At 70.5% G+C, this 20,930-nt stretch carries 19 protein-coding genes; 12 read left to right on the top strand and 7 right to left on the bottom strand.

What is annotated here, in order from left to right:
• Positions 1–44: 44 nt before the first annotated feature.
• Complete coding sequence (locus tag AB0M67_RS21760; RefSeq protein ID WP_365747735.1) at positions 45–1,163, top strand: NAD(P)/FAD-dependent oxidoreductase; 1,119 nt, start codon at positions 45–47, stop codon at positions 1,161–1,163.
• A 134-nt stretch (positions 1,164–1,297) separates the two neighbouring features.
• Here AB0M67_RS21760 and AB0M67_RS21755 read toward each other — a convergent pair whose 3' ends face one another.
• The gene (locus AB0M67_RS21755) at positions 1,298–1,651 is read right to left on the bottom strand and encodes a transcriptional regulator (protein ID WP_365747733.1); all 354 of its coding nucleotides are present in this window, start codon (positions 1,649–1,651) and stop codon (positions 1,298–1,300) included.
• A gap of 86 nt (positions 1,652–1,737) precedes the next feature.
• Between AB0M67_RS21755 and AB0M67_RS21750 the strand changes: the two genes are divergently transcribed.
• The 4 genes from AB0M67_RS21750 to AB0M67_RS21735 all read left to right on the top strand — a co-directional run bounded on the left by AB0M67_RS21750 (position 1,738) and on the right by AB0M67_RS21735 (position 4,597).
• Positions 1,738–2,601 (top strand): SDR family NAD(P)-dependent oxidoreductase, encoded by an 864-nt coding sequence (locus tag AB0M67_RS21750; protein WP_365747732.1) that lies wholly within the window; start codon positions 1,738–1,740, stop codon positions 2,599–2,601.
• A 309-nt stretch (positions 2,602–2,910) separates the two neighbouring features.
• On the top strand, positions 2,911–3,456 hold the full coding sequence (locus AB0M67_RS21745) for a helix-turn-helix transcriptional regulator (protein ID WP_365747730.1): 546 nt from the start codon (positions 2,911–2,913) through the stop codon (positions 3,454–3,456).
• A gap of 18 nt (positions 3,457–3,474) precedes the next feature.
• On the top strand, positions 3,475–4,131 hold the full coding sequence (locus AB0M67_RS21740) for a hypothetical protein (RefSeq protein WP_365747728.1): 657 nt from the start codon (positions 3,475–3,477) through the stop codon (positions 4,129–4,131).
• Positions 4,132–4,255: 124 nt separating this feature from the next.
• On the top strand, positions 4,256–4,597 hold the full coding sequence (locus AB0M67_RS21735; RefSeq protein WP_365747726.1) for a DUF2516 family protein: 342 nt from the start codon (positions 4,256–4,258) through the stop codon (positions 4,595–4,597).
• A gap of 123 nt (positions 4,598–4,720) precedes the next feature.
• On the opposite strand, the gene AB0M67_RS21730 is transcribed toward AB0M67_RS21735, so the two are convergent.
• The 3 genes from AB0M67_RS21730 to AB0M67_RS21720 all read right to left on the bottom strand — a co-directional run bounded on the left by AB0M67_RS21730 (position 4,721) and on the right by AB0M67_RS21720 (position 8,385).
• A complete protein-coding gene (locus AB0M67_RS21730; protein ID WP_365747725.1) occupies positions 4,721–5,974 on the bottom strand; it encodes a SpoIIE family protein phosphatase in 1,254 nt (417 codons plus the stop codon).
• A gap of 263 nt (positions 5,975–6,237) precedes the next feature.
• Entirely contained in the window at positions 6,238–7,350 is a 1,113-nt protein-coding gene (locus tag AB0M67_RS21725) for an NlpC/P60 family protein (protein WP_365747723.1), read from the bottom strand.
• Between the two features lie 216 nt (positions 7,351–7,566).
• On the bottom strand, positions 7,567–8,385 hold the full coding sequence (locus AB0M67_RS21720; RefSeq protein ID WP_365747721.1) for a class I SAM-dependent methyltransferase: 819 nt from the start codon (positions 8,383–8,385) through the stop codon (positions 7,567–7,569).
• Between the two features lie 191 nt (positions 8,386–8,576).
• On the opposite strand from AB0M67_RS21720, the gene mshA reads away from it, so the two are divergent.
• The 4 genes from mshA (at position 8,577) to AB0M67_RS21700 (ending at position 14,150) form a co-directional block, all read left to right on the top strand.
• On the top strand, positions 8,577–9,920 hold the full coding sequence (gene mshA, locus AB0M67_RS21715) for a D-inositol-3-phosphate glycosyltransferase (RefSeq protein ID WP_365747719.1): 1,344 nt from the start codon (positions 8,577–8,579) through the stop codon (positions 9,918–9,920).
• Positions 9,921–10,048: 128 nt separating this feature from the next.
• Positions 10,049–10,597 (top strand): YbjN domain-containing protein, encoded by a 549-nt coding sequence (locus tag AB0M67_RS21710; RefSeq protein ID WP_365747717.1) that lies wholly within the window; start codon positions 10,049–10,051, stop codon positions 10,595–10,597.
• Positions 10,598–10,733: 136 nt separating this feature from the next.
• Positions 10,734–12,428, top strand: a complete 1,695-nt coding sequence (locus AB0M67_RS21705; protein ID WP_365747716.1) for a glycosyl hydrolase family 28-related protein — start codon at positions 10,734–10,736, stop codon at positions 12,426–12,428.
• 87 nt (positions 12,429–12,515) lie between these two features.
• Positions 12,516–14,150, top strand: coding sequence for a N,N-dimethylformamidase beta subunit family domain-containing protein (locus AB0M67_RS21700; protein WP_365747714.1), 1,635 nt, complete (start codon positions 12,516–12,518; stop codon positions 14,148–14,150).
• A gap of 28 nt (positions 14,151–14,178) precedes the next feature.
• Here the strand turns inward: AB0M67_RS21700 and AB0M67_RS21695 are convergent, their stop codons facing one another.
• Positions 14,179–15,597, bottom strand: coding sequence for an MFS transporter (locus tag AB0M67_RS21695; protein WP_365747712.1), 1,419 nt, complete (start codon positions 15,595–15,597; stop codon positions 14,179–14,181).
• 165 nt (positions 15,598–15,762) lie between these two features.
• Here AB0M67_RS21695 and AB0M67_RS21690 point away from each other — a divergent pair, with 165 nt between their 5' ends.
• Complete coding sequence (locus tag AB0M67_RS21690) at positions 15,763–16,524, top strand: phosphoglyceromutase (protein WP_365747710.1); 762 nt, start codon at positions 15,763–15,765, stop codon at positions 16,522–16,524.
• Between the two features lie 457 nt (positions 16,525–16,981).
• Here AB0M67_RS21690 and phoU read toward each other — a convergent pair whose 3' ends face one another.
• The gene (gene phoU, locus AB0M67_RS21685; RefSeq protein WP_030353390.1) at positions 16,982–17,662 is read right to left on the bottom strand and encodes a phosphate signaling complex protein PhoU; all 681 of its coding nucleotides are present in this window, start codon (positions 17,660–17,662) and stop codon (positions 16,982–16,984) included.
• 215 nt (positions 17,663–17,877) lie between these two features.
• On the opposite strand from phoU, the gene AB0M67_RS21680 reads away from it, so the two are divergent.
• A complete protein-coding gene (locus AB0M67_RS21680) occupies positions 17,878–19,140 on the top strand; it encodes an ATP-binding protein (protein WP_365747708.1) in 1,263 nt (420 codons plus the stop codon).
• The gene (locus AB0M67_RS21675) at positions 19,137–19,817 is read left to right on the top strand and encodes a response regulator transcription factor (RefSeq protein WP_189110519.1); all 681 of its coding nucleotides are present in this window, start codon (positions 19,137–19,139) and stop codon (positions 19,815–19,817) included. The genes AB0M67_RS21680 and AB0M67_RS21675 overlap by 4 nt, the downstream gene beginning before the upstream one ends.
• A gap of 137 nt (positions 19,818–19,954) precedes the next feature.
• On the opposite strand, the gene AB0M67_RS21670 is transcribed toward AB0M67_RS21675, so the two are convergent.
• Positions 19,955–20,644 carry a DUF461 domain-containing protein gene (locus AB0M67_RS21670; RefSeq protein WP_365747706.1) on the bottom strand — a complete coding sequence of 230 codons (690 nt, stop codon included), beginning with the start codon at positions 20,642–20,644 and terminating at the stop codon, positions 19,955–19,957.
• Positions 20,645–20,930 lie beyond the last annotated feature (286 nt).

Below are 20,930 nucleotides of genomic sequence, written 5' to 3'. Positions count from 1 at the left end.
GTACCGTTGCGATACGCCGTATAAGAGCAATACAGTGTATCGACATGAGGCATCGCATCGCAGTGGTCGGGAGCGGTCCAGCCGGCCTTACCTTCGCCCGTGTCCTGCACCGCCATGACCACCCCGTCACCGTCCTCGAACGCGATCCCGCCCCCGACGCCCGCCCCCCGGGCGGCACGCTGGACCTGCACGAAGGGATGGGCCGGCTCGCGCTGGACAAGGCGGGGCTGCTGGCGGAATTCCAGACGGTGTCCCGTCCCGAGGGGCAGGCCATGCGCATCCTGGACACGGACGGGACCGTCCTGCGCGACTGGCAACCCCACCCGGATGACCGGGCCAATCCCGAGATCGACCGCGGGCAACTCCGTGACCTGCTGCTCGGCCCTCTCGACGTCCAGTGGGGGCGGGACGTGACGCAGGTGGTGCCGGGGGCCCGGGATGGCGTACTGGTCCATTTCGCGGACGGGCGACAGGAGACGTTCGACCTCGTAGTCGGTGCGGACGGCGCCTGGTCCCGGATCCGCCCGGCGGTCTCGTCGGCGACACCGCACTACACCGGCGTCACCTATGTCGAGACCTCCCACGACGACGTCGACACCCGCCACCCTGATCTCGCCCGGCTGATCGGCGACGGTTCCGTGGCTGTGTACGGCGTGAACCGGGCTCTCGTCGCCCAGCGCAACAGCGGCGGCCACGTCAAGGTGTACGCCCAGTTCCGCGCGCCGCTGGACTGGCACATGAACCTGGACCTGGCCGACGCCGAGGCCGTGCGATCGAGCCTGCTGGCTCTGTTCGACGGCTGGGCCGCTCCCGTCCTCGACCTCCTCCGCCACGGCACCGCTTTCGTCCACCGCCCGCTTTACGTACTGCCCGTGTCCCACACCTGGACCCACGTTCCCGGGGTGACGCTCCTGGGCGACGCCGCCCACCTGATGCCCCCCTTGGGGGCGGGCGCGAACCTCGCGATGCTGGAAGGCGCCGAACTCGCCGAGTCCATCGCCACCGGCCCTGAAGATCTGGACGAGACCGTCCGCGCCTTCGAGGAACAGATGTGGGCACGGGCCGGCAGGTGGGCGAAGATCACGACGGCCGGTCTGGAACGCCTCGTGAGCCCGGACCCCGCCGAAGCCCTCGCACTCTTCGACCAAGTCCAGCCATCCTGACCGCCGAGCGCGAGTGTCCTGTCTCAACGAAGTTGGTCGCCCACGTGCTGCTGACCTGCATGGACTGGATTGGGTGAGACACGCGGACTGGGTTCGTCGAAACGATCTGGTCCGCGCCTGCCGTCGGCAATCTCTCAAACCTGGGGTGGTCGGGGCTGCGCACCTTCTGCGAGAACGAGTGTCAGCAGTCCAGGAAACCGCGCGTCGAACTCGGGCCGGCGAAGCCGGTTGAGCCTGCGTGATCCCTTGTCCACCTGCTCCAGGAGTCCGGCGGCACGTAGTACCGCGAAGTGGTGGCTTGCCGTTGCCTTTGAGACCGGCAGGTCGAATGTTCCGCATGCCCAAGTGAAGTCCGGTTCACCGGCGCATTTGCGCAGGATCGAGCGCCGCACGGGGTCAGAGAGAGCATCGAGTGCGGCCTGCAGGCTTACCTCTTCCGGGTCGGCGTGGACCAGGTTCCTGACGCGCCGCGCGACCGGCTCGGCCATGGCGGATCCTTCCTCGACTTGACATGTTCGATCCTCATCGTACAGTCATAAGTGTTCGATCCGCATCTAACTCAGTGGGGCGTGCCATGTCAGCGTCGATCAACAGCGGGCCGCAGGTGGCGGTGGTCACCGGAGCCAGCCGGGGAGCCGGCAAGGGAATTGCCCTCGCCCTCGGACAGTCGGGCGCGACCGTCTACGTGACCGGACGCAGCCGGCGATCCTCCGACTCGCCCTACGGCGGCACAGTCGCGGAGACCGCTGCGCTCATCGACGAAGCCGGCGGCAAAAGCGTCGCGGTGGCCGTCGACCACGCCGACGATGAAGCCGTGGCGGAACTGTTCGCCCGGGTAGAACGCGATCACGGCCGACTCGACATCCTGGTCAACAACGCGGCCCAGGTGCTCAACGCCCCGCCCCCCGGGAGGTTCTGGGAACAGCCGCTGGAAGCAGCCGATCTCATCACGGTCGGCCTGCGATCGCACTACGTCGCAAGCTTCCACGCCGCACCCCTGCTGATCGCCAATGGCCGAGGACTGATCGTCAACACAGGTCACTACGGTGCTGTGGCCTACCACCTGGGCCCCGCTTACGGCGCCCAGAAGGCAGGCGCCGACAAGATGGCGGCCGACATGGCCAAGGATCTGCGCCCCCACAACGTTGCCGCCGTCTCGATCTGGATGGGCGGCCTGGACACCGAGCGCGCACGCGCGCACTTCGCAACACTGCCCGCTGAAGCCCGGCCCACCAACAGGCGCGAATCCACGCAGTTCACCGGCCGGGTGATCTCGGCCCTCTACACGGCCGACGATCTCATGCAGCTCTCCGGCAGGGCGCTGATCGGCGCTGAACTGGGAGCACACCTCGGTATCACCGACATCGACGGCAGCACCCCACTCTCCCTGCGCTACGCCCTGGGCGGACCACCCGAACTCCACCCCAGCCTGAGCTGACACCGCTCGACGGCCTCCCGGCAGGGAGCATCCGGCAGACCGGAACTGACGGTGCGCGGCGGACGAAGCAGTCCGAGGCGTGGCGACGCTCCCAGTCGTCGCCGCCCAGTACCAGCCCGGGAAGTGACTCTCGCTGCGCGACTGGGTTCGCTGAGGCAGAAGCCCGAACGACTCGGTTCATTGAGAAGCGACTCGATTGGGTGAGACAGGACAGCGAGAGCACCGGCACCAACAGCTCGCCCCTGTTGTCTGGAACACTTTTGCAAGCATGCGCTTGCAATAGTTAGCGCGGCGACGCAGGATGGCCGTATGGCATCACTCAACGTCGGCAACCTCGGCGAGTATCTGCGCGAGCAGCGGCGTAACGCGCAGCTGTCGCTGCGGCAGCTCGCCGATGCCGCCGGGGTGTCCAATCCGTATCTGAGCCAGATCGAGCGCGGGCTGCGCAAGCCGAGCGCGGACATTCTGCAGCAGCTGGCCAAGGCGCTACGGATCTCGGCGGAGACGCTGTATGTGCAGGCCGGGATGTTGGACGAGCGGGAGCGGGAGGAGTTGGAGACGCGTGCCGTCATCCTCGCCGACCCTTCGATAAACGAGCGGCAGAAGCAGGTGCTCCTCCAGATCTACGAGTCGTTCCGCAAGGAGAACGCGCTCGACACGGAGAGCACGGAGAGCACAGAGCGTACGGAGAGCACAGAGCGTACGGAGGGCACGGAAGCCGCGGAGAGTGCCAGGACCGCCGAGCAGGCGGCCGGTGCGGATTCCGGCGGCGCCGGGGGTTCCGCCGGCTCCCGGGGCTCCTCCGGTGGTTCCGGTACGACAGACGGCAGTGCTGCCACCCCACCCTCAAACTGATCCGGGAGGACAACAGTCATGGCCATCACCGATGACCTGCGTAAGACCCTCACCGACCCGACGCCCCTCTACTTCGCGGCCGGTACCGCCGATATCGCCGTCGAGCAGGCCAAGAAGGTGCCCGGTCTGATCGAGCAGCTGCGGGCCGAGGCCCCCGGGCGCTTCGAGGCCGTGCGGAACTCCGACCCCAAGGCCGTCCAGGAGAGGGTCTCCCGCCAGGCCAAGGAGGCCCAGGCGACCGTTCAGGCCAAGGTCACCGAAGTCATCGGCTCGCTCGACACCGATCTGAAGAAGCTGGGCGAGACCGCTCAGGACCTGGCGCTGCGGAGCGTGGGCATGGCGGCGGAGTACGCGGTCAGGGCACGCGAGACATACGAGAAGGTCGCCGAGCGCGGCGAGCAGACCGTACGCGCCTGGCGTGGTGAGGCCGCGGACGAGATCACCGAGATCGCCGTCGCCGTCGAGCCCGAGGCGGCGTCCAAGGCCGCCCCGAAGCCCGCTCCGAAGACGGAGACGAAGGCGCAGACCAGGGGCGCCGTCAAGCCCGCGGTGAAGCCCGCCGTCAAGCCCGCCGTCAAGCCCGCGCCGAAGGCCGAGGCCAAGACCGCCGCCGCGAAGAAGATCGCCCCGCGCAGGACGACGGCGAAGAAGTCCACCCCGCCGGCCGGCAAGTAGCCGACCGCGAACAGCACACCCGCGACTGAGGCGGGCCGGGCACCTCGGGGGTGTCCGGCCCGTTATCCAGGTACCTTGGCGTACGGGCCGCGACGTCTCTTCCACCCCTTAGGCGGTGCTCCGCATGTTGCTCGAAGGATTCGGCACTCTTCTCTGGCTGCTCAATCTGGCCATGCTCGTCCTGGCCGTTATCGCACTGTTCCTCTCCGCCACGGCTCGTGAGGACGCCTATCGCGCGGCAGACAAGCAGACGAAGAAGTTCTGGCTGATCATTCTCGGTGTCACAGTCGCCGTGAACCTCTTCGTACCGATGCTGTTCCTCCAGATCGCCGGGCTCGTCGCCACGATCGTCTTCATGGTCGACGTACGGCCGGCCGTCCACGCGATCTCCGGTGGCGGCGGTGGCAGCCGGGGCGGCGGCTCCAGCAGTGACGGTCCTTACGGGCCCTACAACGGCGGCCGTTGAGCCGGCGCGGAATCAGGTACAGGTACGCGAAGGTACGCGCGTCAGATACGCGAAGGCACCCGGGTCGGGTACGCGAAGGTACGCGGGTCAGGTACGCGAAGGTACCCGGGTCGGATACCCGGGTCAGGTCCGCCCGTCGCCCCGCCCCAGCAGCAGGACCGCCACATCGTCGGTCAGCTCCCCGCCGTTCAGTTCGCGTGCCCGCGCGACCGCCGCCTCCAGCAGGTCGTCGCCGCTCAGCCCCTCGGCCAGCTGGCGGCTGACCATCTCGACCAGGCCCTCCTGACCGAGACGCTGCTTCGCGTCGGGGCCGATCCGGCCCTCGATCAGCCCGTCGGTGTACATCATCAGACTCCACGACCCGCCCAGCTCGACCTGCCGGCGCGGCCAGCGTGCGCGCGGCAGCAGCCCCAGGGCCGGGCCGCCCTCCTCGTGCGGCAGCAGCTGCGCCGCCCGCCCCCGGCGGGTGACCAGCGGTGACGGATGACCCGCCAGACAGAGGCCCGCCCGCCGGCCGTCCGGCGCGATGTCGACCGTGCAGAGCGTCGCGAAGATCTCCTCGCTCTCCCGCTCATGCTCCAGGACCTCCTGGAGCGTGGAGAGCAGCTCGTCGCCGCAGAGCCCCGCCAGCGTCAGCGCCCGCCACGCGATCCGCAGCTCCACGCCGAGCGCCGCCTCGTCGGGGCCATGGCCGCATACGTCGCCGATCATCGCGTGCACCGTGCCGTCCGGCGTGCGGACCGTGTCGTAGAAGTCCCCGCCCAGCAGGGCCCTGGAGCGGCCGGGCCGGTAGCGGGCGGCGAAGCTCAGTTCCGAGCCCTGGAGCAGCGGAGTGGGCAGCAGCCCGCGCTCAAGCCGGGCGTTCTCCTGCGCGCGCAGCCGGGACTCGGTCAGCTGGCGCTGCGCGACATCCGCCCGCTTGCGCTCGACGGCGTACCGGATGGCGCGGCTCAGCAGCCGTCCGTCCAGCTCGTCGCGGAACAGATAGTCCTGGGCGCCGACCCGTACCGCCGCCGCGGCGCGCTCGGAGTCGCCCTCCGCCGCCAGCGCGAGTACGGCGTGGTGCGGTGCGAGCCGCAGGACGTGCTTCAGCGGGGCCAGCTCGTCGCTGTCGTTCCGCCCCGGCAGGGCGAGGTCCACCAGGATGCAGTGGATGTCGTCGGTCAGCAGCCGCTCGGCCTCGGTGAGGTTGCGGGCGGTACGGATACGCAGGCGTGTGCCGGTCCCCTCCGGCGGCTCCGGAGCGGTGAAGATGCCGGCCGGGTCGTCCTCGATGACCAGGAGGACGAGGTCACCGCCCTTGGCGGTCTCCGCGGCGGGTTGTCTCTCCACTGTTGAACCTGTGCGCTGCCGCGGAACGGGTACGGGTACGGGCATCGGTCTGGGATTCCTTTCCCTCCCCCCGAGGGCGCGGGCGGGGCGACGATCGACGCCTCGCCAGACGGGGACCATAGCGTTAGCCGCCGCCCCAGCGGAATGGCGTACCGGCGAAGAGCCGGTGTCATATGCCGCTTCCCGTCACGCATCCGGCGCGATCGGGCGCTCCGCGGCCATGACAAACATCACGTACGGCTGCTCCGGCTCACGCTCCGGCTCACGCTCCGGCTCACACCCCGGGCGCACGAGTCGGCATGTCGCCCCTATTTGTCCGGACGTACGACCCCGAGGATCTGCATCGAGCCCGCCCCCGCCAACGTCACATTCCTGCCGGGACGCGGCGCGTGCACGATCGCGCCGTCCCCGATGTACATCCCGACATGGCTCGCGTCCTGGTGGTAGATGATCAGATCACCGGGGCGCATGTCCTTGATGTCGATCCTGGGCAGCAGCCGCCACTGCTCCTGCGAGGTGCGCGGGATGGGCCGCCCCGCCGCCGCCCACGCCTGGGAGGTGAGCCCCGAGCAGTCGTACGAGTCCGGTCCCTCCGCGCCCCAGACGTACGGCTTGCCTAGCTGCTCGGTCGCGAATGTGATCGCCTTCTTGCCCCGCTCGCTCGACGAGCGGTTGATGTCCTTCAGCGCGCCGGAACCGAGCCAGGCCGTCTGCGCCTTTCGCGCCGCGTCGCTCTCCAGCAGCGCCAGCCGCGCCCGCTCCTCCTTCTCCAGACTCGCTTCGAGCTTCTTGGCGGCGGCGATCCGCTCCGTGATCTCCTTCTTCGCCTTCTCCTTCTTGACCCGGCCGGCCTCCAGCCGCTGCCACTGCGTGGAGGCGTCGGCGGTGTACGTCTTGAGGTCTTCCTGTGCCCGGGAGAGCTCGTCGATGAGATCGTGGGTGGCCTTCTGGCCCTGCTGTATTCGTCCCACCGCGTCCAGGAAGAGCTGCGGATCGCTGGTGAGCACCAACTGCGCCTCTGGCGGCAGCCCGCCGCCCCTGTACTGCGCGCGGGCGGCGGCGCCCGCGCGCTTCTTCAGCTCGTCGATCCGCAGCTGGCCGGTGACGATGTCCTCCGCCAGCTCGATGACCTCGGCCGACTGCTTCTTACTCTCTTCCTCGGCGAGGTTGTACGCGTCGGTGGCGGACGCGGCCTTCTGGTAAAGGGCCTCGATCTCCTTGCGGATGTCTTCGAGGGACTTCTTCGACTCGGCGCCGGGGGGGAGTTCGACCGGTGGCGGCGCGACGGCCGACCCGGACGGCGCGGGGCCAGGGGGCGGGCCGGGGGCCGCGTACGCCCCGTTCACCAGTGCCGGGGACGCCAGTACGGCGAGCGCGCAGACCACGGTGATCGCGGCAGCGACACCGCGACGTCGGTTCACCAAGCTCCCCCTCCGAGCCGACCCCACCACGCGGTAGGGCAGTCGCGAATCTGACGTAGCGTCAACAAGTATCGTCTACAACCGGTTTCTGCCGCCGTGATCGTGTCATGCCCTCGGTCAAAGGGACAGAGGGAACCGGGCATCTCACAGGAATCACCCAGGAAGCACCCGCCCCGGTAAGGACGAACGGGCAACCGCGCGGGTTCCCGGGGGCAGTCAGCCTCCGCCGCCCGAACCGGGCGCGAGCGCCGACCAGTTGACCGTCACCTCGCCCTGCCGCCGTCTGCGCGGATCGTCCGCGAGCGGCCAGTCGGCCGCCAGATCCCGTACGGCCCTGATCCACCGCTGCCGCGCGCCCAGCGAGGCGTACGGAGCCGCCGCCGCCCACGCCCGGTCGAAATCGCGCAGGAACGCGTGGACCGGCTCGCCCGGCACATTGCGGTGGATCAGCGCCTTCGGCAGCCGCTCGGCCAGATCGGAGGGCCGGTCGAGCGAGCCGAGCCGGGTCGCGAACGTCACCGTCCGTGGCCCCTCGGGGCCGAGCGCGACCCACACATGCCGCCGGCCGATCTCGTCGCACGTCCCCTCGACCAGCAGTCCGCCGGGCGCGAGCCGGGCGCACAGCCGCGCCCAGACCGCGGCGACCTCGTCCTCGTCGTACTGCCGCAGCACATTGGCCGCGCGGATGAGCACCGGACGTACGCCCCCGGGGAGCGGGACCTCGAAGCCGCCGTGCCGGAACCGGAGCCCGTCGCGCTCGTACGGGCGCGCGGCGGCGACCCGGGCCGGATCGATCTCGACGCCGACGACCACGGTGCGCGGCTCCGCCGTACGCAGCCGCCGCAGCAGCTCGACCGCCGTCCAGGGGGCCGCGCCGTACCCCAGATCCACCACGACCGGGGCCGTCGAGCGGCGCAGCGCGGGACCGTGTGTGGCGGTGATCCAGCGGTCCATGCGGCGCAGCCGGTTCTGGTGGGTGGTGCCGCGGGTGACCGTGCCCACCGGGCGGGGAGAACGGGAGGTCGCGGACGCCATGGGAATGAGCGTAACCACCTGGACGGGGAAGTCCGAGGTGGGAAGTCCGAGGTCCAGGACGGTTGAGCGGTCGCCGGTAATGATTTGGCAAAACGGAAATGCCGGAGAGGATTCCGCTGTTGTCCGCCTCGGAGGGTCCACCAACCCTCTTTTCGCCGTGCTCCGAATCTCCGCGCGAGAGGACCGTAGACGTGAGCCAGTACGTGTCCCGTATCGCAGGCACGTTCGTGGGACCACCCCGTCTGAGGCTCCCCGGCCAGCATCGCCGGCCACGCCGGATCGCCATGCTCAGCGTCCACACCTCCCCGCTGCACCAGCCGGGTACGGGCGACGCGGGCGGCATGAACGTCTATATCGTCGAGCTGGCGAAGCGGCTGGCCGCCATCGACATCGAGGTGGAGATCTTCACCCGCGCCACGACCGGCGGCCTGGACCCGGCGGTCGAGCTGGCGCCCGGGGTGCTCGTACGGCATGTGGACGCCGGCCCGTACGAGGGCCTGGCCAAGGAGGAGCTGCCCGCCCAGCTCTGTGCCTTCACGCACGGGGTGATGCAGGCATGGGCCGGCCAGCGCCCCGGCTACTACGACCTCGTCCACTCCCACTACTGGCTGTCCGGCCATGTCGGCTGGCTCGCCTCCGAGCGGTGGGGCGTCCCGCTCGTCCACGCCATGCACACCATGGCGAAGGTCAAGAACGCCGCGCTCGCGGAGGGCGACCGGCCAGAGCCCGCGGCCCGGGTCATCGGCGAGACCCAGGTCGTCCGCGCCGCCGACCGGCTGATCGCCAATACGGACGAGGAGGCCGCGGAGCTGGTCCGCTTCTACGACGCGGATCCGGCCAAGGCCGCCGTCGTCCACCCCGGGGTGAACCTGGAGTGTTTCTGTCCGGCCGACGGCCGCGCCGCGGCCCGGGCCAGGCTGGGGCTTCCGCGGGACGCCTTCATTCCGCTCTTCGCGGGCCGTATCCAGCCGCTGAAGGCCCCTGACGTGCTGCTGCGCGCCGTGGCCGTGCTCCTGGAACAGAATCCCTCGCTGCGTCGAAATCTGGTCGTGCCGGTCGTCGGCGGCCCGAGCGGCAGCGGCCTGGCGAAGCCGGAAGGGCTCCAGAAGCTCGCCGCGCGGCTCGGGATCGCCGATGTCGTGCAGTTCCGGCCGCCGGTGGGCCAGACCCGGCTCGCGGACTGGTTCCGGGCCGCGTCCGTACTGGTCATGCCCTCGTACAGCGAGTCCTTCGGCCTGGTCGCCATAGAGGCACAGGCGGCGGGCACCCCGGTGGTGGCGGCGGCCGTGGGCGGGCTGCCGGTGGCGGTACGGGACGGGGCGACCGGTTTTCTGGTCCGGGAGCGTGAACCGGCGGCCTACGCGCGGGCGCTGCGCGAGTTCCTCGACCACCCGGAGCTGGTGGACCGGATGGGCGCGGCGGCCTCGCGCCATGCCCAGTCCTTCGGCTGGGACACGTCGGCGTCGGCGACGGCCGACGTCTACACGGCCGCGGTGCACGACCACCGGCGGAACGCACGCGCGCACCACGGCTGACGCACGCGCCCCACCACGGCTGACCTACGCGCGCACCACGGCGGAAGGTACGCGCGCACCACGGCTGAACGCACGCGCGCGCGATCGCGGAACGTACGCGCGCACCACGGCTGACGTACGCTCGCCCCATGGCCGACGGACAGCAGATCTCCCGGGACTCCTCGCCCTCGGCGCGGGCCGCGCGGGTCATCGAGCAGACGCTGAAGGACGCCGAGCTGGGGTGGGAGAGCCCGGAGTCCGGCTCGTACGTCGTCACCCTCCCCGGCACCCGCAAGCTCTCCACGACCTGCTCCCTGCGCGTCGGCCGGCACGCGCTGTCCCTCAACGCCTTCGTGATCCGGCACCCCGACGAGAACGCGGAGGGTGTTCACCGCTGGCTGCTCGAACGCAACCTCAAGCTGTACGGGGTGAGTTACGCGGTCGACGGGCTCGGGGACATCTATCTGACGGGCAAGCTCCCGCTGACCGCCGTCACCGAGGACGAGATCGACCGGCTGCTCGGCTCGGTGCTCGAAGCGGCGGACGGATCGTTCAACACCCTGCTGGAGCTGGGGTTCGCGAGTGCGATCCGCAAGGAGTACGCGTGGCGGGTGTCCCGGGGGGAGTCCACCCGGAACCTGGACGCGTTCGCCCATCTGACCCAGCGCCCGACCGGCACCACCGGTTCTTCCGCCTGACCCGCCAGGCTGTCCGTCCGGCCCGGAATCCCGCTGAACGACCGGGCGTTCGGCATCTTCCCGAGCGCCGAAGGTCATGGCATGCTCACCTCCAGACGCGCACCTGAACGCCGTTCACATACATGGAGGCGAGATCATGTCGATGGAGCCCCGACGCCAACGCGCCCTCGGCAGACGGACGGTGCTCAGCACCGCGATCGCCGTCGCCGCCACGGCCGGAGCGATGGCCACCGGACTCCCGGGAACCGCCGCCGCCGGTGAGCGCAGGCCACCGAGGACGTCCGCGCTCTGGCGCGAGTTCGCCGCCTCGCCGTACACCCACCCGCAGATTCCGTACGTAGGACGCGCCGGTCAGCGCGCCGGTGCGCGAAGCCTTCCCCGGTACCGGGTCGTGGCCGATGTCCGCGCGTACGGCGCCAAGGGCGACGGCTCCGTGGACGACGCCCCCGCCATCAACCGTGCCCTCGCCGCTGCCGCGGAGCGTGGCGGGGGCACGGTCTCCATCCCGCCGGGCACCTACCGGATCGACGATGTGATCCGGATCGCGCACAGCGGCGTCGTCCTGCGCGGCGCGGGCAGCGACCGTACGAAGCTGTACGCGACCCGGAATCTGACCGAGGTGATCGGCCCCTACGGCAGCCGTTTCGGCGGCAACAAATCCGGCTGGTCCTGGTCCGGCGGCCTCATCTGGCTCTGCCCGCAGGAGCGTTGGGACTCGCTCACCACCGCCATCAAGGCGAGCGACTGGCCTTGCGAGGGCTGGACGGGCAATGAGCGCGACGAGTGGAGCACCCTCACCGCCCTCGTCCGCGGCAACCGGGGCGACCGGTCCGTGACCGTGCGGGACGCCTCGAAGCTCAGGCGCGGACAGTTCGTCCTGCTCCAGCTCGCCGACGACGCGGACCACAGCCTCCTCAAGCACATGGCGGGCGACGGCCCCGGCACCGAGGCGTACGACTGGGCCGCCATGACCAAGCTGACGTCGTACGTACCGTACGAGTGGCCGGTGCGCATCACCGCCGTACGCGGTCGCGAGGTCACCCTGGAACGTCCGCTTCCGCTGGATGTACGCCCGGAGTGGGACCCGAAGTTCACCACCTCGGTCACCCCGCTGACCGGATCCGGTGTCGAGGGGCTGACCCTGGAGGCCGTCGAGACCCCCCAGTCCCCGCACCTCCTCGACAAGGGCTACAACGGGGTCGCGTTCCAGTGCGCGTACGACTGCTGGGCCGAGGACATCGTCGTACGCCATGTCGACAACGGCTTCGGCCTGATCGGCGCCTCCGCCTGCACCCTGCGCCATACCCGGGTCGCGGGCCGCGGCTCGCACCACCCGTACTACTGCCGCGAGGCCTCGCACGACAATCTGATCGAGGACTTCGTGATCGAGCGGCGTACGGTCCCGACGCCGGCGGGCACACAACTGCACGGCATCAATGTCGAGGGGCTGTCCAGCTACAACGTGTGGTCGCGCGGGCGGATGGAGATGGGCACGTTCGACACGCACCGGGGGATGCCCTTCGCCAACGTACGGACCGAGATCACGGTCAGCAACGACGGCCGGCACGGCGGCGACGCGATCGCGGGGCCGCTGTACGGGGCGCGGTTCGCACACTGGAACGTCACCGTCACCAATCAGCGCGCGGGGCTGATCAAGATCGACGAGATCGCTCCGTACAGCGTGACGGCCGGGATCAGTGAGGTGCGGGAGTTCGACCAGATCGATGTGCCGGACTTCCAGGGCGAGTTGCACACCCGGCTGGAGGCGTACGGCAGCCCCGGGGACATACGGCCGCGCAATCTCTACGAGGCACAGCGCGAGCTGCGCTGACGCGCTCGTCCCCGTTGCCGGACGGCCCTCGCCGACCCAGGATCGTATCGACGGCACAGTGGGCCTGACGTGCGTGGGACGGGTTCGATGGACGATGACGCAGAGCACCGCGATCGCCCCGGCGGCGTCGGAGGCGGCGGAGAGGAGGGCCGGGGAGGGCTGGACCGCAGGCGCTTCCTCGGGGGCGCCGCGGCCGGGGCCGCCGGTCTGGCGCTGGGCGCGGCTGCGGGCTGCGACTCCTCCGGCGGCGGGAACGAGCCACCCCGCCCCGACCGGAGCGCCGGCGGTACGGACCGGCCGGCCGCCGACGCGGCGGAGCGCGAGCGGCCGGGCAGCCCCGACTGGCGCATCCGCTCGGTGGGCCCGCCCGAGGCGGTCGAGGGCTATACCGACAGGGTGAGCGTCCTGCCGGGCGAGGAGTTCGGGCTGTACGTCTCGACCACCGCGCCCGGCTTCCGCGTCTCGGCGTACCGCGTCGGCTGGTACGGCGGGGCGCGGGCGCGGCTGGTCTGGCGCTCCGGCCGGATCGCGGGCCATGCCCAGCGCCGTCGCCCGCTGATGATCGCCGAGACCCGTACCGTACGGGCGGACTGGGACCGTACCGCCACTGTCCGCACCGACGGCTGGCCGGAGGGCGCCTATCTGCTCCGGCTGGACGCGGACAACGGACACCAGCGCTATGTCCCGCTGATCGTGCGCTCGACGAGCGCGGCGGGCAGGACGGTGCTGATCCACGCCCCCGCGACCTGGCAGGCGTACAACCTGTGGGGCGGCTCCAGCCTCTACCAGGGGGACGACGGCGCCTACGCGACGCGGTCGTTCGCCGTCTCCTTCGACCGGCCGTACGACAGGAGCGGCGCGGAGAAGTTCCTGGTCTACGAGCGTGCCCTCGTGGTCCTCGCGGACCGGCTCGGCATTCCGCTCGCGTACACCACGGGGGTGGACGTCCACCTCGCCCCGTCCGTACTGCGGGACGCCACGGCGGCGGTCTCCCTCGGCCACGACGAGTACTGGACCCCGGAGCAGCGCCTGCATCTCACCCGGGCGCGCGACACCGGGACCAATCTGGCCATCCTGGGCGCCAACACCTGCTTCCGCCGGATCAGGCTGGAGAAGGGTTCGACGGGCGCCGTCCGCACGGTGGTCTGCTACAAGACCGCCGACCGGGACGACCCCTACCTGGAGGCCCACCCCACGATGGCGACCACCGACTTCCGGGTACCGCCCGCCGCCGACCCGGAATCCTCCCTGACCGGCGTCCTGTACGAGGGCTATCCGGTCGACGCCCCCTATGTCGTCCACCGGGCCGACCACTGGCTGTTCGCGGGGACCGGGGTGAAGCGGGGTGAGTCCTTCGGCCACCTGGTCGGGGTGGAGTACGACCGGGTCACCCCGGGGCAGCCGACCCCGGCGCGGCTGGAGATCGTCGCCCACTCCCCGCTCGTCTGCAAGGGGCGCGGCAGCCACGCGGACTCCGCGTACTACACCGTGCCGAGCGGCGCCGGGGTCTTCGCGTCCGGGACGATGCGGTGGGTCGAGGGGCTGATGGCGGGGACCGGGGAGAACGGCCGCAACCACGGGCTGGACGCGCGGACCGGGGCCTTCGTCACCCGCACGACCGAGAATGTGCTCCGCGCCTTCGCGAAGGGCCCGGCGGGGCGGACGATGCCGGAGCCGAGGGACAACGTACGGAGTGTGTACGGGGATACGGCGACGGCATGACGCGCGGGCGCGCGGCCCGCGCCGCCGCCTACGCGCCTCCGGCCTCGGGAGCGGTCGCCTTCACGGGCGCCCCGGCGGGTGCGGATGCCGGTGCCGGTGCCGGTGCCTGTTCCGACGCCGGCACCGACGGCGGATCTCCCTCCGTCCCCTCCGTCTCCTCTACCTCATCCGTCTCGTCCGCCGGCTCGGACAAGCCCCGCATCAGCAGCCAGTACCCCGCGCCCGCCACCGTCCCCAGGACCGCGCACGTGCCCCAGAGCCACGCGGCGCCGAAGCGGTCGATCACAAGGCCCGACATCAGCGGGGCCACCAGGGCCGCCACCGACCAGGACATGGTGTACATGCCCTGATAGCGCCCCCGGCCATGGACCGGCGAGAGCCGTACCACCAGTCCCGTCTGGGTGGGGGCGTTGACTATCTCGGCCAGGGTCCATACGCAGACCGTCAGCGCGTAGACGGCGATCGACCCGGCGAACGCCGTGAGGCCGAAGCCGTACCCCGCGAGGACCGACGAGATGATCAGCAGCCGGCGCGGGTCGCGGTGCTGGATGAAGCGGGTGACGGGGATCTGCATGACCACGATCAGGACGCCGTTGACCGCGATGGCGAAGCCGTAGTCGGCGCTGGTGAAGCCGTCGGCGCCCATCGCCACCGGCAGCCCGACATATGCCTGCTGGAAGATCAGCGACACGACGAAGGAGAGCGTCACGACGCTCATGAAGCGGCCGTCCCGCAGGACCGTCCCCATCCCGACCTTCGCCCCGGGCGCCGCTCCCGCGCCGTCGCTCTTGCCGGGGGTGGCGCGCCCGGTGCGCGCCGGAGCCCCGCCCGGCCCCCGTTCCGGTCGGGACTCCGGCAGTTTCAGGAAGACCAGTACGGCGCAGGCGAGCGTCATAGCGGCCTCGCCCAGGAACCCGGCGAGATAGCTGTACTGCGCGATGAACCCCGCGCCCGCCGACGAGATCGCGAAGCCCAGGTTGATCGCCCAGTAGTTCAGCGAGAACGCCCGCACCCGGTCCTCGGGCTTCACGATGTCCGCCATCATCGCCTGCACGGCGGGGCGCGACGCGTTGGAGGCCATGCCGACCAGGAACGCCACGGCCGCGATCGCGGCCGGATCCCGCATGAAGCCGAGCAGCGCGACGGACACGGCCGTGGACGACTGCGCGACCAGCAGCGTGGGCCGCCGCCCGAGCCGGTCGGTCATCACTCCCGCGACCAGCGACGAGATGACCCCGCCGAGCCCGTGCAGCGAGGCCACCAGACCCGCGTACGAGGCGGAGTAGCCCCGGTCCAGGGTGAGATAGAGCGCCATGAAGGTGGCGACGAAGGCGCCGAGCCGGTTGACCAGCGTGCTGGTCCACAGCCACCAGAACTCCCGGGGCAACCCCGAGACGCTCTCCCTGACAGCGCGTCTCAGACCGGCGGCCGACGTGGCGACTGACATGCGGAATCCCCCCGGAAACAGCGGTGGCGGCCGGACGGCCTGGTAAGTGGCCGAGTGGCCAACGGCAACTTACGTACCGCGGCTCCAGGACCGCCACTCAATTGACGGCAGACGTCAATCGAAGCCCGTGCCGTGGGCTCAGGTGGGTCCATTAGGCTTTGGCCCATGGCCGACGCACCGTACAAGCTGATCCTCCTCCGCCACGGCGAGAGCGAGTGGAACGCCAAGAACCTGTTCACCGGCTGGGTGGACGTCAACCTCACCGACAAGGGCGAGAAGGAAGCGGTCCGCGGCGGTGAGCTGCTCAAGGACGCCGGCCTGCTGCCCGACGTACTGCACACCTCCCTCCAGAAGCGCGCCATCCGCACCGCGCAGCTCGCGCTTGAGGCCGCGGACCGCCACTGGATCCCCGTCCAGCGCTCCTGGCGGCTGAACGAGCGCCACTACGGTGCGCTCCAGGGCAAGGACAAGGCCCAGACGCTCGCCGAGTTCGGCGAGGAGCAGTTCATGCTGTGGCGCCGCTCGTACGACACCCCGCCGCCGGCGCTGGAGGACGGCACGGAGTTCTCGCAGAGCGACGACCCGCGCTACGCCACGATCCCGAGCGAGCTGCGTCCGCGCACCGAGTGCCTGAAGGACGTCGTCGAGCGGATGCTGCCGTACTGGTACGACGCGATCGTCCCCGACCTGCTGACCGGCCGTACGGTCCTGGTCGCCGCGCACGGCAACAGCCTGCGCGCGCTGGTCAAGCACCTGGACGGGATCTCGGACGCCGACATCGCGGGCCTGAACATCCCGACCGGCATCCCGCTCGTCTACGAACTGGACGCGGACTTCCACCCGGTCACGCCGGGCGGCACGTACCTGGACGCGGACGCGGCGGCTGCCGCGATCGAGGCCGTGAAGAACCAGGGCAAGAAGAAGTAGCGCACCCCGCGCCCGTCCCGCGCACCGCGCGAAGCACCTCGCGCACCGCGCGGACACGCGAACAGCGCGCGAAAGGGCCCCGTCCGCGATACACCGCCGGACGGGGCCCTTCGTCGAGCTAACCGCACCCGCCGCCGCACTGGCACGAGCCGCCCGACTGGCAGCCGCAGCCGCAGCCCGAGCCGCAGCCGCATGCGCCGAGCAGGGGCAGACGGGTCACTGGGGCAGGGGCCGCGGGGGCTTCCTGCTGGGGGACGTGGGTAGGGGAATCGGCCATGGGATCCTCCTCGAAGGCGTGCCTGGATGGCGCCTGAGCCCATTGCATGCCCAGGGGGGCGGGCGCATCAACGGCGCATGTGCGCAGGCACCGCCGCGCGCTCCTTCGCGCCGTTCCTCTGTCCCGCGCGCCGCTCACTGCTTCCCGGCGCCGGATCGGGCGTTGCCCCCGTACCCGCCGCTACGCCCCTTCGACCGGGGTGTCCACCGGCTGGATCTCGTCCGCGTGCTCGCCCGTCACCAGGAAGACGACCCGCTTGGCGACCGCCACCGCGTGGTCCGCGAACCGCTCGTAGTAGCGGCCGAGCAGCGTCACGTCCACCGCCGTCTCGATGCCGTGCTTCCAGCGGTCGTCCATCAGGTGCTGGAAGAGCGTCCGGTGCAGCAGGTCCATCTCGTCGTCGTCCTGCTCCAGCTGGAGCGCCAGCTCGACGTCCTTGGTGATGATCACCTCGGCGGCCTTCGCCATCAGGCGCTGCGCCAGCTGACCCATCTCCAGGATCGTCGCGTGCAGATCGTGCGGCACGGGCGAGACCGGGAAACGGAGCCTGGCCAGCTTGGCGACATGCTGCGCCAGGTCGCCGGAGCGCTCAAGGTCGGCGCTCATCCGCAGGGAGGTGACCACGATCCGCAGGTCGGTCGCGACCGGCTGCTGCCGTGCCAGCAGCGCGATGGCCCTGGCCTCCAGGTCGTGCTGCAGGTCGTCGACCCGCTGATCGGCGGCGATCACGCTCTCGGCGAGCTTGAGATCCGCGTCCAGCATGGCCGTGGTGGCCCGCCCGATGGCGGAACCGACCAGCCGGGCCATTTCGACCAGGTCCTCGCCTATCGAGTCCAGTTCCTCGTGGTACGCGTCCCGCATGGGGTTGTCCCTCTCTTCACGTTCTTCACGTTCCTGCCCGGGGCCGGGGGCCGGGGGCCGTGCCCCCACGTTCCCACGGTCTGTCCACTACGCGTCCGGCTCCTCCATCCCAAATGAACCAATACTTTCCCCTTGGTGAACTCTGGGCGACGAGTGTCGGAGGAGACACTCTGATGGCTGGGAGAGTGTCCATGCCCGCGCATAACCTGGGATACATGGACGTGAACGCGGCGGTCGCCGCATTGGCAGCGATCGCCGGGGTGTGCACCGGCGTGATCGCCATGCTGGCGTTTCGCTGGAGCGAACGCGACCAGGCACGGCCCACCCGTACCTCCCTGCACACGGACGCCGTACTGCCCCCGGGCGTCGACACCGTACTGTCCGTGCTCCGCTCCTCCGCGGTCGTTCTCGACGAGAGCGACTCCGTGGTCAAGGCCAGCTCAGCGGCGTATGCCCTGGGCCTGGTCAGGGGCGGCAAACTCGCTGTCGAACCGATGCTGCACATGGCGCGCGACACCCGGCGCGACGGCGAGATAAGACAGGTGGAGCTGGATCTCCCCCGGCGCGGTACGGGCCGGGGGGAGGCCCTGGCGGTCTCCGCCCGGGTGGCTCCGCTCGGCTCCCGCCTCGTCCTGCTTCTGGTCGAGGACCTCACAGAAGCCCGCCGCATCGAAGCGGTACGGCGCGACTTCGTGGCGAATGTCAGCCATGAACTCAAGACCCCCACCGGCGCGCTCTCCCTGCTCTCCGAGGCCGTGATGGACGCCTCCGACGACCCCGAAGCGGTCACCCGCTTCGCCGGCCGCATGCAGATCGAGGCGACCCGGCTCACCAATCTCGTACAGGAACTCATCGACCTCTCACGGGTGCAGAACGACGACCCGCTGGAGGACTCGGAGTCCGTACGGGTGGACGAACTGGTCGCCGAGGCCATCGACAGGTCCCGGCAGCCCGCGTCCACCAAGCAGATCACCATGGCCTCGGGCGGAACGGCCGATCTGCATGTCTGGGGCAACCGCGGCCAGCTCGCCGCCGCTCTCGGCAATCTCGTCGAGAACGCCGTCAACTACTCCCCGGCCCGCACGCGCGTCGGTATCGCCGCGCACCGCGTCTCCGCCACCGGCGGGGACCTGATCGAGATAGCCGTGACCGATCAGGGCATCGGTATCTCGGAGAAGGACCGCGAGCGGATCTTCGAACGCTTCTACCGCGTGGACCCGGCCCGCTCCCGAGCCACCGGCGGTACGGGGCTCGGCCTCGCCATCGTCAAGCACGTGGCCGCCTCGCACGGCGGGGAGGTCACCGTATGGAGCTCCGAAGGCCAGGGCTCCACCTTCACCCTGAGGCTGCCCGAGGCGGGCGCCGGACGGGACCGAACACCCACCGGTCCGGACGAAGACGACCGGCCCTACGACACAGACCCCAGCATCGAGCTGGATCCCCCGACCGTGATTCCTGCCCCGGAGGTCCTTCCGTGACCCGAGTGCTCGTCGTCGAGGATGAGGAATCCTTCAGCGACGCCCTTTCCTACATGCTCCGCAAGGAAGGCTTCGAGGTCGCGATCGCGACCACCGGGCCCGCGGGGCTCGACGAGTTCGAACGCAACGGCGCCGACCTCGTCCTGCTCGACCTCATGCTGCCCGGCCTGCCGGGTACCGAGGTCTGCCGCCAGCTGCGCGGAAAGTCCAATGTCCCGGTGATCATGGTGACCGCCAAGGACAGTGAAATCGACAAGGTCGTCGGCCTGGAGATAGGGGCGGACGACTATGTCACCAAGCCCTTCTCCTCGCGGGAACTGGTCGCCCGTATCCGCGCGGTCCTGCGCCGTCGCGGTGAGCCGGAAGAGGTGGCCCCGGCCGCCCTGGAAGCGGGTCCGGTCAGGATGGACGTGGACCGCCATGTCGTGACGGTCTCCGGCGGCAAGGTCGACCTGCCGCTGAAGGAGTTCGACCTGCTGGAGATGCTGCTCCGCAACGCGGGCCGGGTGCTGACCCGTATGCAGCTGATCGACCGGGTGTGGGGCGCGGACTACGTCGGCGACACCAAGACCCTGGACGTCCACGTCAAGCGGCTCCGCGCCAAGATCGAGCCCGACCCCGGTGCCCCGCGGTATCTGGTGACGGTCCGCGGTCTGGGCTACAAGTTCGAGCCGTAAACCGGCCCCGGCGAGATCCGTCCGGACGGAGTCCGGCGCGGATGCCGTGGGAGGCGAGCCGTGAACCGGCTCGGGTGGCCCTGACGTGTGACTGTGGCGCCCTGCCGGGATTCCGGGCTGGGCGCCACAGCCATGTCTCAGCCCGTCGTCTCGTGCGAGGCGGACGCGGAGTCGGACGGCGTGTCCGACGGTGCGTCCGGCTGGCCACCCGGCTGGCCGCTCTCGCCCTCGGCGCCCCCGGCGGGGGTCCCCGACGTGCTGCCGGACGGGCCGCCCGCCGGAGATCCCGACGGCGTCCCGGACGGGGTCGGCAGCGTGCTCGGGCCCACTTCCTTGAAGAAGCTGTTCGCCGGCCAGACGAAGGCACGCAGCCCCACGTCGCCGGTCTTGCTGAACGTGAAGACGACCCGCTGCGCGTCGCCGTTCTTCGCGGCCTCACGGCCGTTCTCGATCATGGCGGAGGCGTTGCCCGCGCCACCGAGCTGGACGGAGCCCTGAGCCGGCACGGTGATCGGGCCCGAGCCCTTGGCCGAGGAGAGCTTCACCGTCGCGCCGGTGCCGGGCAGCTGGACCGAGTCGAGGGTCTGCGCGCTCCCACCGTTGTTGAAGACCGTGCCGGTGACGACCGCCGGGCCCTCCGCGTCGGCCTCGGGCTGGGTGACCACCGTCGCGTTCTGGATGGTGATGACGTCGACGGAGGTGGCGGCGTTGTCCGGCCGGACACCGAGGGTCTGCGCGTTGTTGCCGGCACCGCACGCGGAGAGCGTGGCGAGCGAGAACACGAGGGCGGTAGCGGCGAGGGCGCCGCGTCGAAGGCTGCGGCTCACGGCGGCGGCAACTCCTAGGACGTACGGACGGAGGGGCTGAGGACGAGCTGACCAACCTGAGATCGGGCTAAAGGAGCGTCAGCGGCCCTCAGGTTACCGAGCCGTTGTCGCGGCCCCGCACCCGACCCGCCCCCGACGGGTTCCGGCCGGTCCCGACCGCGCCGGGCGCACCGGCTCGTCATGCTGATCACACCCCTGATCACACCCCCCATCGGCCATGTGATCGCGGTGTTTCGCACGCCGTTCACATAATGCGGGTGATCAATTTCTCCGGCCGCCACACATT

Source organism: Streptomyces sp. NPDC051662 (genome assembly GCF_040681655.1).
GTDB lineage: Bacteria > Actinomycetota > Actinomycetes > Streptomycetales > Streptomycetaceae > Streptomyces.
Note: the sequence above shows the minus strand (reverse complement) of the source record. Positions and strands in the feature narration are given on the sequence as shown.